Genomic DNA, 10,259 nt, shown 5'->3' on the forward strand with positions numbered 1-10,259 from the left:
TGGCCCAGCCGCTCCTGCTGCGCAGCGACCGATTTCATCCGTTCCTGCTGGCGTTTGTAGGCCTGGGTGGTGGCTTCGATCTTGCTCTTGAGCTGGCTTTCGCTACCCGCCAGGTTGCGGGTATCGACGCCGGCTTCGCGTAGTTTGGGAATCAGCCGCTGCAGCTCAGCGCGCTGCTCGGTGTGCTTGTTCTTCAGCCGCTCTACTGCCGCGCTGGTATTGATAAAGGTGCGCTGAAAGGCCGCTGAGGGTGCGTCTGTTGCTTTGAGCTGCTCTTGGTACTGCCTGAGCTTTTGCTGGGCGCGGGCGAGTTCTTCGCCGGTCTGCCGCACGGCATCATGCTGCTTGCGGTAGTTGCCGATATCGGACTGCTGGGCGTTGAGCTGCTTGAGCTTGTCGCGGGTGTCCTTGAGCGCTCTGGCCGTAGCATTGCTGCCGGCCATGATGCGCTTTAAGGGAGAGGTGACCTTATCGAGCGCCGACAGCAGCACTCGGATCTGAAGATTATTCGCTGCCATCGGGGCTCGCTCGTTTACGGGCGCGTTCACGCCAGTCCATCAGTTCAGCCAGGCCCAACTGGTCAAGCTGGGCCGGTTGCCAGTGAAAAGTGATGGCGAGATCCGCCATCGCATCCTCTACGTGGCGGGGGAGAGTTCCGCCTTGATGGACTTCTTCAGCAAAAAACTGCCGATCTTGCCTCCCACTTCCACCAGGTCGGCTGGATCCATTGCGCGGGCTTCAGCCTCGGTAATCGAAGGCAAACTGATGCGCGGGACCACTTTGATGATCGCGGTTACATCTAGGTTTAAAAGGTCGGAAAGGGACACGCCACGCAGCTCACCGGCGCTGGGCTTACGCAAGGTGAACTGGTCAATGACCTGGGTACCGCGTCTGATTGGCTCGTCCAGAACAATGATGTTCTGATCCATTTCAGGGGCAGTAATGGCCTGGTCTTGGGCTGGGGTAGTCATGGGGTAGTGCTCCTAGCAGAGTTCCCGCCGAAACGGGCAAATTTGGAATTTAGAAATTTCTAAATCGAAAAAATGGGCTTACATACCCAGCGCTTTGCGCTGGCCTTCCAGGCGATCCACGCCGCCGACCTTCTCGATGAAATTGAGCAGATCGATCTCGATCACGACTTCGCCGTCCACGGTCAGCTTGTAATAGGTGCAAGGGGTAGTGATCTTGTGCTCGGTGTCTTCGCCTGGGGCCGCATCGCCCATTTCGATGGTCTCGTGACGACCACGCACCACGATCTCGACCGAGGTATCGGTAGCGGTATCGTCCTGCTGAAAGGAGCCGGCAAAGCGCAGCATCACGCCGCTGGCGTTGGTGATACCGAACTGCTTGAGCACGGTCACATCCAGGCCGCCAAGGGTCCACTCCAGCTGCAGTCCGTCATCGCTCATGCCAAAGTCGATTTTGACGGGGCCATTCATGCCGCCGCCTCGGTAGCTTTCCATCTTGCGACCGAGAGAGGGCAGGGTGACGCTCTTGGCTTGACCAAGGTAGTTGTAGCCCTCGTTAAAGAAGTTCACGTTTTTAAGTTTGTGGGGCAGGGCCATAACGGCAGCTCTCCTGGGGCGCGTCCGAAAACGCGCTTATGCAAAAGGTGTTAGGAATTCACGCGGTCGGCAAAGCTCGTCAGGTACGAGTCGGTGATGCGCTGCCGCAGGGTCAGGTCTTCCAGGGGCGGGACCGGGGTGTAGTCGTAGTCCAGACGCAGCTGCCCAGCCTTCAGGGTTTCCTTGGTGTTGACCTCTTCGTCGTACCAGCACTCGCCACCAAGCAGGTAGCCCTGGGCGGTGAGGTCGCGCAGCTTGGCGTTGATGCCCTCGATGATGTCGCGGGCCAGGCTCGGGTGCAGGGGCTTGTCCACAAAGGTGAAGTGCGCCTCGGCCATGGTGTCCATCAGCACCTGGGCGGTGCGGGTGTAGTTCTCGAAGGCAAACAGCGAGTCGTCTGTGGTGGTGCGCGAACCCCAGAAGCGATAGCCGCTCTGGTTGATCAGCGTGGTGACTTCGTGGCTGTTGAGGTAGTTGCTGTCGGTGGAAGGGTCCTGCAGGTCGAAAAACACGTCCTTGCTGATGCCGGTCACCCCGTTGACCGGGGCGTTGGACAGGGTCTTGTGCCAGCCGATCTCCTTGTCCAGTTGCGCACGCAAACCCAGCGCGCGGGCGGTTGCGTTAGCTGTGACAGTCTTGTTTTGCGAGGTGCTCCAGGCGAGGAAGTCAGGCCAAAGCAGCATGAGTTCGCGCGCACCAAACTGGTTGCGGTAGGCCACGGCCTCTTCCATGGTTTCGCAATTCCAGGCGCTCGCGTACACAAAGGCGCGCAGCTTTTGGGCAATGCTGACCAGGGCAGCGGTGACGGCCTGGGTATCCAGACCCGGTACGCCCAGGATGCGAGGGGTAACACCCAGCTGGGCCTTGGCGGACAGCAGAGCTTTCATGCCAGTGTATTTGCCGTTCGCGGATCCACCGATGATGTTGGAAACGGTCTCGGCTTCGGTTGCGCCTTCCGGGACGCGGACCAGGACAGTGACGGGCTTGGACTGGTCGGCGATGGCTTGTAGGGCCTCGGCCATGGTGCCCTTGGTGCCGGCCTTGCCAGCCGCAGTCTGGACGTTGGTGATCAGAACGGGTTTGTTTAAGGGAAAAGCAGCGGCGTCGGCGTCGTCTGCAGTGACGACCATTCCGACGATTGCGGTGGAAACGGTGGAGATAGAGCGCGTGCCCTCGTTGATTTCTTGGACACGGACGCCGTGTAAGTAGTCGGCCATTGGAGATGTGCCTGCGCAGGTGAATGACACCGGCAAGGCTGAGGGAAACCCGCGCGGGGTTCATTAGGCGCGGGTTGTAAGACGGGGATTTACAAGATTAGGCTAATAGAGTCTGAGCGCAGTTGCTGGTGGTGAAGATATTGACCTCAGACTCAGAAGCTGAGTAGGGATAGGGATGGCAAGCTGGCTAAAAAATTTTTCAAACGAAGCCTAAGACTATCGCTTGCCATTAAGTCTGTCCTCAAACTCTTGGCGACTTAAGCGAGGCTTACTATAAGGAACTTCTGGCTCAGTGCTGAGAAAAGCCTGGGCACGCTGCATCTCATCTTGATGCTCTCGCATGCTATTGATACTTTCAGCAAAGCGTTGGGTTGCATCCTTTTGCACATTGAGATTCGGATTGTTGTTTGTCTGGGAAATACCATTAGCCGTAGATGCTGCCGGCCTTGTTTGTCTTGCATTGATTTTGGCCTCGTACTCCTCCCGACTTGGACGTCTGTTGGTCGTGTGCGCTGCCGCTCCTGATAATAGGCTGCCAGGAAAAACTGATGAAGGCTTATCTGTGCCTTGCGTTTTCTGAAGATTATTTAACGCGACACCTATTAAGCTTAGTCCCAAACCTGCGGGTGGCCGTTGAGGTAATGAAGACGAAGCAGAATTAGTTTGCATACTAGACCATGGCGGTGAAGGAGCAGCAGCCGCATTTGGTGACGATTTCCAATGGTTTGGCTTACCAGCGCTGTCTAGCATAAAGACGCTGGCAAGATTCAATTCGTTATCGGGACCGGGTTCAAACCTCACTACAGGATGGTGTGTTGAGCCACCGTCTAAAATTGCTGGAACGCCAAACATGTTGGCCCCCAAGGAGACCAACTCGAGTAGCTTCCCGCTCTCGATACTGGCAATGATATGCTTCCCGATCGAGTTGCCTGCTTTATTTAACCAACTCATCGAGCCCGCATTGATCATACGAGAGGAATTGGGAATAGAGATTTTGCCCGCAACTTGGGTCCCGGTGGCTAAAATCCTGCTAGCGGTTGATGTGAGCAGCCCTATACTCATTGAGTCATCCTCTTCGTTACCAGATGAGTGGTAATTCGCAGTCGATAAGTTCCTAGAAACTTAGATTGCCAGGCGAGTAGCGCTGTGGGTTCTTCAGGCCGATTATCTGGGCACAGAACTTCGAACAGATCCAGCGCGACTCGCTCTGGATCTCTATAGGCAGGATCTGGCTGCCCAGTATCCCGATCCAGTCATAGGCTGCGCCTTGCTCGGCTTGTAGCAGCTCCTCGACTACTTCCTTCCTTATCTGAGGCAGCGGCAGGAAGTCCCAGATGGCTGGAACCTGCTCGATCAGCTTAGCTCGCACCTTTGGAACCTCAAGCTAGAGCATGCCACATAGAGATTATGTACAACTTATAAACGCATCTCCCAGGAGATGACTATGAAAATCCCATCTACCAACTACGAAATAACATGGCATAGGCCGGGAGAGATTGCTAACCACTCGCCAGAAAAAGTCGAAAAGCCTTCAACTAGTTTATCGGATGTATTGCCAATAAAAGTACGCCCGACGGATGAGCGACGAACAGCCTATCGTATTCGTAGCCAGTTCATTAGCCAAGCGCGAAAGTTAACCGCGTTTATTTCGGCAAACCCTAAAATAGCCGCGAACCCGAAGTGGGATCCTGCATTCGCTCAAACACCTGAAGAGAGAGCTTTGTCAGCACAGAAGAATAAGTCCGCCGCGGAAGAGGCACTTAAAGATGTTCGACTAGCCCTTTATAATAAGAACTATGGATCCTTGAAATCAGACAATAAATTTAACTTAGATAAAAGAGACTCTGAAGGTTCCAGGATAAATAAAGGTAAATTTTATAATTTTAGCGACATAGGGAATATCACAAATAGGTTTCATCAATCTGCCATGCGATCACAAGCTATATGGGAATCCACTAAAATCAACTGTGATGGACTTGCATTAGCTGCAATGGACTATGTAAGCCATAAGCATCCAGAGATATCCGTAGCTAGACTCCTTCTACCAGGTCATTCGTTGATGACCCTTGGAGAAATAACCCCTGATCTTGCCAATTTGCCATTGGCGGCTTGGCCAGAACATATCCATGTGTGTGATCCATGGACTAATATTACTTGCTCCGCTCCAGATTACCCAAAAAAATTTCTAGAAAAGATGGAAAAATGGAATACGGGCAATAAATTAATTCGTGACAAACATGAGTGGATTAATCCAAACAATGAAAAATGGCGTTCCTGTGTAAAAGAAAATCCAAAAATACTTGTTAGATTAAGATATGAAAAAGGCCTTTTCCACGATGACCTACTTCTACCACCTCCTGTTGAGCTAGAAAGCTAAAATAACAAAAATTATAGTAATTTAAAGCTAGCTTTGATAAAATAATGTTATTTTACAGAGCACATCTTATTAAGATGTGCTCTAGCCCTGTATGTCGGGAGATTAGTATTAATATCACTATACCAATGGGCATTAACCTATAACTATAGATATCTCTATTTCACTGATATTAATGGAACCTTCCCCCCCTAAACGTCACCTATCTCTTTTAAAGAAATTAGGTCACAATTCTTATGAGATCATTTAGCCGACTATCTTCCGTTTACACTATTCCCATCTTCGAATCTCAGTCTGACATCGCCACTTCGCCGATTCTATCTCCATCAGACGGTGCCACGGGTCAGAAGCAGCAGAAAGTCGTTCCCTCTAAAATTACGTTACTCAATGGCCGTCCGGTCCGGGTAGGAGGGTTCAAGCTTGCTAAAGGGCAGAGTAAAGCACTGCTAGCCGCTCTACTCAAACCACAGGGGGCCATCAACGAGGTAGACGCTCCGGCATCGCAAGTTGCTGCCTCCATCCCTGGTGATGCCTGGTATAGGTATGAGGCTGAAACCAAGCGAGATGGTTTAGCTGAGCCAACGCATAGCTTTGTAGTACTGGTTCAGGTAGATAGCAGTGGTCAGCTTAAATACTTAACTGCCCAATCGTCTACTCACCCTAAATACAACAGTGAAGAGTCAGCCTTTACTCAGCACTTTTATCCACGTCCTGGCCCCTCTCCAATAGGCTTGCTTACTCTCCCGGACGAGCTTTTGCTACACATTGCTAAACACACAAGCACCAATGGAGTGGATGTAAGTTTACGAGGCGTCAATCAGCGACTTAAAGGCATCGCAGACGAAATGTTATCGGATGGCCAAGCCTTTACCGTGAGCAAGGGGCAAACTCTTGAAGATATAAGATACGAGGGCTGGGAAATGAGCGCGTTGGGTAGCCTTTCTATCGACGCTCAGAACTTCGTATTAAGTAATAGTAATTGCCAAGCACTTTTGAAGGCAGGATATGAGGGCTGGGAGAGAAATGATCTAGCCCAAAAGCCACCTGAACAGCAAAAATTTGTCTTGGATAATCTTGATACGCTTAAGGCAGCGGATTATACCGGGTCCGAAATGAATGATTTGGCCAGTCAGCCTCCTGAAGAACAAGAATTTGCTCTAACGTATGCTCTAAGACTCAAACTTCATGATTATAACGGTTGGGCTATCAATAACCTGGCAGCTCAACCGCCTGCTGAACGCAGCTCATTATTAGAGCAGCTTGGGATAGCGCATTAACATATTTTCTGACTATTTCTACGATTCTTATTAGCTTTTCATAGAACCTGTTAGAACCTTATAGAGGGCCAGCATGGATCATGCTGACACCTCATCTTTAGACCAGACGACAGCGGCCACTTCGGGCGCTGTCTTGGCCGCCTCCACCTTCTGCTCGAGCACGATCTTTTGTGCGATGGCGGCGTTGATGGCGTTCTTGCCGTCTAAACCAACCTGCTGGATCTGCGCAGCAGTGTGCGTCTGATAGGCCCACTTGCCCTCGCTATCGGCACACCAGAACGGGGTGGTCCATTTCTCGTCGACGCCGGGCAGGATCGAAGCCAGTACTGAAGCCTGTAGGTTGGACTGGTCGGTCGGCTTGGCCGGGTAGGTATAGGTCTCGCCCAGGGCGCTTGAAGTGAAGCCGGCGGTGATCCGGGCCGCGCAGGCAGTTTCCAACTCGGCCAGCTTTTGGGCTTTCACATCAGCCAGGCTCAACCGCGAGGCAGGGTCTACTGCCACCGGCGGGACCTGGGAAAAGTCGATGACCTTGTCGGCCGACTGTGCGGCAATCAGCGTATCGCGCAGCGTGGCGGAAATCTCGACGGCATCGGCCGGCAGGCTGGCCGGGGCGGTCAGCTCGCTATCAAAGAAACCCTTTTCGGTTTTGGAGGCATAAATAGTCATTGGGGCGTCCTTAAAAGCCGATGGCGATGTAGTAGAAGGAGAAGATCTGGTTATTGGTGCCGCTGGTGGCGGAGTAGCGGCCCACGGTTGCGCCGGTCTTGCTCAGGGTTCCGTCGATCAGCGTGGCCAGCACGGACGTACTGCCGGAGAAGACTGGAATGGCAATCAAGGCAAGTGCAGTAGTGGGAAAGGCCACCGGAAAGGTAATCGGGGCCGAGCCTGCATTGGCGTTGCTGATGGCACCGCCCTGAATAATAAAGCCTGACGGCAAGCGCTGATAGCTGGGTGCATTGGCAGTAAGCGACGATGCAAAGGCACCACCCATCTTTAAGAAAGCCGCGCCGTTGCTGGCTACGATCTTCCAGACAGTGCCGGTCGAGACTACCACAATCGACTCGTTGTAGTTCATCGAGTACGGGGCAGTGTTGGTCGATAGATCGCCCATCACCAGAACATCCGAGCCATTTACACCCACAGCAAAACCAGACATAGCAGAGGACGAATGGCTGATGATGTACATCGCGCCGATGGGCACCGTACTCACGGCCGGCAGCGCAACGTTCACATAACCGGAACCGGCGTTTGAGGTGATGAAGCTTCCCGCTGAACTGGCCGTCAGGGTGGTCTTGGCGGAGAGGGACAGGAAGCCTGCCATTTGCCCGGAATTCTGCTTGAAAAACTCACTGGTGATGAGCTGTTTGCTGTTATCAAAGCGGGGCGGCGTTTGGCCTTTGACCGGCCCGGTAAAGTTGCCGCCGTTGGTAGGCATATAGCCTTGGGTGATATCGGCAAACACCAGCGCGGTGCTGCCCAGGGTAATGGGTGCATCGGTGGTGAGCTTCCAAATGGTGTCGGCCTGGGTTGCGCCTTCCTCGACATAGACGAGAAGTCCTGGTGTCACTTCAGCGTTTTCGTCCGCATCGACCGCGCGAAGCCAGCCACCGGTGCCGACCACATATAGGCCGTTCCCATTGCCTGTAGTCTGGTTCTTGACCAGGACGCGGTCACCGGCCACCAGGGCGATGCCATCGACGGTCTGCAGACCGCTCAGGATGATGTTGGCGGTCGTGGCGGCACGGACCGACTGCTTGTTGTCCAGCCGGTTGATCGCCACGGTGATCGCATCGTCTACATAGCCGCGTGTGGCCAGCACAACGCTCGGGTCGATCTTGAGTTCGACGTTTGAAGTGCTGCTGACAATCAGGACCATGCGCAGGACCTGAGTGCGGCCGGAACCCTCAGCCAGCTGCGGCTTGTAGCTGGGCGGGGTGTTGGCCACCGCAATCAGGTTGCCGTCTGCATCGATCAGGCCCATCTCGCGGATCCAGCTGCCGCCGGTGGTTTCGGGGATCACCAGCTCGGCGATGACCTGGCTGCTGTTGGCCTTGTCCACGGTCAGGCTGTTTAGCCCGGCGCGATACCATTCGCCCTTGAGCGCGGTCTGGCTGCGGTCAGGGGTAGGGACGCTACCGCCGCCGTCGCCTACAGCCATCTTGCTGATCTTGAGGGTGGTGTTAAGCGCGGCTGCGTTGGCCAGCTTGGCCTCACCAATAGCGGTGAGAATGGCGAAATAGGTCTGACTCATGGGTAGATGCTCAGGGTGTCGATGTCGTGAGAGATGCCGCCGGCCGAGTAGCTGCCGCCGGCCGAGTAGCTGCCGCCGACCACAATGGCTTCGGGTTGATAGGCGTAAACGGTAAGCGTCTCGCCTTGGTAAGTGCTCACACCGATATAGGGCGTGCCGCGTGTTTCAAGGCTGACGGCAAGGCCGGTCAGGTGCCGGCTGAGGGGTTTTGCGTCATCGATGAGCAGCCCCAGGCCGTCATACATTTCCTCGGTAATGCCGCTGTCCAGCACGCCGATATCCAGCTTGAAAGTGCCGGGGGTAGCTTCGGGTGACTCCTGCCACCACTCGCGTACGCGGATCAGGTAGCCCAGGGGCTCGACTACGCGACGGATCGCACCGATGGTGCCCTTGTGCGAGTGGACGAAATACGAGGCCTTGATGACTTCGCGTTTGGTCTTCTCCGACCACTTGCTGTCCCAGCGATCCACCGAACGTGCCCAGGCGAGATAGGGCAATAGCTCCAGCGGGCAGCGGTCTGGATCCACCAGGTCACGCAGCGGAATGGGTACGCGTTTGATCTGAGCCAGAGCCTCAGCGGCAAGGCGCTCGAGCTTTGTAGAGTTGGCCGGCAGCAGGCTCATGCCTGGTCTCCCAGAATAACGCGGGTTCCTGTGCAGTAGGCGGCCTGGGCACTGGTGGGGACGATATCGGTCCAGCCGTCCAGCTCGACCTTGGAAACACCCGCCACATGCAGCGCAGCATCAAGGCCGGAGCGGGCCACGATTACGCCCAGGCGGCGACGGCGGTTTACATACGTTTTGAGATTAGCTTGCGCCGTTTGCAGGATCAGCTCGGACTCGGCTCCAGTATTCTCCAGGTACAGCCTGGCCTTGACGCTATAAGGCAGGATCTCGGCGGACTGGACGGTGACGCAATCCCCCAATGGGCGCACATCGTCATCGTTAAGCGCCTCGGCCACGGTGGCCAGTAGCTCAGGGGAAGCCGTGCCGTCGCCGATGTAAGACTGAACGGTGACGACCACGACGGCTGGGGAAGGGCTGACCGCCGAGGCGTCGGCCACCTGGCCGCTGGCATTACGGGCATGCAGGATATAGGCATTGCGGGGGCCGGCTACGCTTAAGCCCTCCCAGGCCATCTGCACGCGTTCACGCAGTGCATCGTCGCCTTCCATTACGGCTGCAACCGGCGGCACGCTGGTGGTATCGGCCGGGGTAATGGTCAGGCGGGTCAGATTGACACCGCCGGCGATCTGCTCAAGGTCGGTGCCGGTGGCCTTGGCCAGCATGGTGCCCAGGGCGGCCTCGTTGACGCGCTGACGCAAGAGCAGCTCGCGGTAGGCATTCTCCTGCAGGAGCTTGACTGAACTGACCCCCGAAAGTTGGACATCAGAAGTGGGCTTTAAAGCGTAGCTAACTCAGTGCTTTGAGTTAGCTACGCTGCTTATCCTCTCTATCCGGTAGAGATTGGGACTCACGTTGAGAGGACCTCAAGGGAGTCATTGTAGTGGTCTACTAAATCCGGACACTCATTTAAGGCGAGAATACTTGCCATAGAGAGGTGTCTGATGACCAA

11 protein-coding genes and 2 pseudogenes are annotated in these 10,259 nt (G+C 54.8%); 2 read left to right on the forward strand and 11 right to left on the reverse strand.

What is annotated here, in order from left to right:
• The 7 genes and pseudogenes from IEX86_RS23850 to IEX86_RS23885 all read right to left on the reverse strand — a co-directional run.
• Positions 1–518, reverse strand: a pseudogene (locus tag IEX86_RS23850) (phage tail tape measure protein); the annotation flags it as partial.
• Positions 505–627 carry a GpE family phage tail protein gene (locus IEX86_RS23855; protein WP_188868650.1) on the reverse strand — a complete coding sequence of 41 codons (123 nt, stop codon included), beginning with the start codon at positions 625–627 and terminating at the stop codon, positions 505–507. The pseudogene IEX86_RS23850 and the gene IEX86_RS23855, both read right to left, overlap by 14 nt.
• A gap of 8 nt (positions 628–635) precedes the next feature.
• Positions 636–971, reverse strand: a complete 336-nt coding sequence (locus IEX86_RS23860; RefSeq protein ID WP_188868651.1) for a phage tail assembly protein — start codon at positions 969–971, stop codon at positions 636–638.
• 78 nt (positions 972–1,049) lie between these two features.
• Positions 1,050–1,565 carry a phage major tail tube protein gene (locus tag IEX86_RS23865; protein WP_188868652.1) on the reverse strand — a complete coding sequence of 172 codons (516 nt, stop codon included), beginning with the start codon at positions 1,563–1,565 and terminating at the stop codon, positions 1,050–1,052.
• A gap of 50 nt (positions 1,566–1,615) precedes the next feature.
• A complete protein-coding gene (locus tag IEX86_RS23870; RefSeq protein WP_188868653.1) occupies positions 1,616–2,782 on the reverse strand; it encodes a phage tail sheath protein in 1,167 nt (388 codons plus the stop codon).
• 216 nt (positions 2,783–2,998) lie between these two features.
• A complete protein-coding gene (locus IEX86_RS23875; RefSeq protein ID WP_229685487.1) occupies positions 2,999–3,844 on the reverse strand; it encodes a type III effector in 846 nt (281 codons plus the stop codon).
• Between the two features lie 52 nt (positions 3,845–3,896).
• A complete protein-coding gene (locus IEX86_RS23885) occupies positions 3,897–4,151 on the reverse strand; it encodes a hypothetical protein (RefSeq protein WP_188868655.1) in 255 nt (84 codons plus the stop codon).
• A gap of 75 nt (positions 4,152–4,226) precedes the next feature.
• Here IEX86_RS23885 and IEX86_RS23890 point away from each other — a divergent pair, with 75 nt between their 5' ends.
• A complete protein-coding gene (locus IEX86_RS23890; RefSeq protein WP_188868656.1) occupies positions 4,227–5,159 on the forward strand; it encodes a hypothetical protein in 933 nt (310 codons plus the stop codon).
• A 233-nt stretch (positions 5,160–5,392) separates the two neighbouring features.
• On the forward strand, positions 5,393–6,433 hold the full coding sequence (locus IEX86_RS23895) for a hypothetical protein (RefSeq protein ID WP_188868657.1): 1,041 nt from the start codon (positions 5,393–5,395) through the stop codon (positions 6,431–6,433).
• 78 nt (positions 6,434–6,511) lie between these two features.
• On the opposite strand, the gene IEX86_RS23900 is transcribed toward IEX86_RS23895, so the two are convergent.
• From IEX86_RS23900 to IEX86_RS23915, 4 genes and pseudogenes are all read right to left on the reverse strand, one after another.
• A complete protein-coding gene (locus tag IEX86_RS23900; RefSeq protein ID WP_188868658.1) occupies positions 6,512–7,099 on the reverse strand; it encodes a DUF4376 domain-containing protein in 588 nt (195 codons plus the stop codon).
• Positions 7,100–7,109: 10 nt separating this feature from the next.
• The gene (locus IEX86_RS23905; protein ID WP_188868659.1) at positions 7,110–8,684 is read right to left on the reverse strand and encodes a phage tail protein; all 1,575 of its coding nucleotides are present in this window, start codon (positions 8,682–8,684) and stop codon (positions 7,110–7,112) included.
• A complete protein-coding gene (locus IEX86_RS23910) occupies positions 8,681–9,307 on the reverse strand; it encodes a phage tail protein I (protein ID WP_188868660.1) in 627 nt (208 codons plus the stop codon). The genes IEX86_RS23905 and IEX86_RS23910 overlap by 4 nt, the downstream gene beginning before the upstream one ends.
• Positions 9,304–10,044: pseudogene (locus tag IEX86_RS23915) on the reverse strand (baseplate J/gp47 family protein); the annotation flags it as partial. The pseudogene IEX86_RS23915 and the gene IEX86_RS23910, both read right to left, overlap by 4 nt.
• Positions 10,045–10,259: the final 215 nt, after the last annotated feature.

This window comes from Pseudomonas asuensis (assembly GCF_014646755.1).
Taxonomy (GTDB): Bacteria; Pseudomonadota; Gammaproteobacteria; order Pseudomonadales; family Pseudomonadaceae; genus Chryseomonas; species Chryseomonas asuensis.

Excerpts from the sequence above, each read along its gene's own strand:
- IEX86_RS23860 (WP_188868651.1), bottom strand. The coding sequence starts at position 971 with ATGACTACCCCAGCCCAAGACCAGGCCATTACTGCCCCTGAAATGGAT.
- IEX86_RS23910 (WP_188868660.1), bottom strand. The coding sequence starts at position 9,307 with ATGAGCCTGCTGCCGGCCAACTCTACAAAGCTCGAGCGCCTTGCCGCT.
- IEX86_RS23865 (WP_188868652.1), bottom strand. The coding sequence starts at position 1,565 with ATGGCCCTGCCCCACAAACTTAAAAACGTGAACTTCTTTAACGAGGGC.
- IEX86_RS23855 (WP_188868650.1), bottom strand. The coding sequence starts at position 627 with ATGGCGGATCTCGCCATCACTTTTCACTGGCAACCGGCCCAGCTTGAC.
- IEX86_RS23890 (WP_188868656.1), top strand. The coding sequence starts at position 4,227 with ATGAAAATCCCATCTACCAACTACGAAATAACATGGCATAGGCCGGGA.
- IEX86_RS23875 (WP_229685487.1), bottom strand. The coding sequence starts at position 3,844 with ATGAGTATAGGGCTGCTCACATCAACCGCTAGCAGGATTTTAGCCACC.
- IEX86_RS23895 (WP_188868657.1), top strand. The coding sequence starts at position 5,393 with ATGAGATCATTTAGCCGACTATCTTCCGTTTACACTATTCCCATCTTC.
- IEX86_RS23905 (WP_188868659.1), bottom strand. The coding sequence starts at position 8,684 with ATGAGTCAGACCTATTTCGCCATTCTCACCGCTATTGGTGAGGCCAAG.
- IEX86_RS23900 (WP_188868658.1), bottom strand. The coding sequence starts at position 7,099 with ATGACTATTTATGCCTCCAAAACCGAAAAGGGTTTCTTTGATAGCGAG.
- IEX86_RS23870 (WP_188868653.1), bottom strand. The coding sequence starts at position 2,782 with ATGGCCGACTACTTACACGGCGTCCGTGTCCAAGAAATCAACGAGGGC.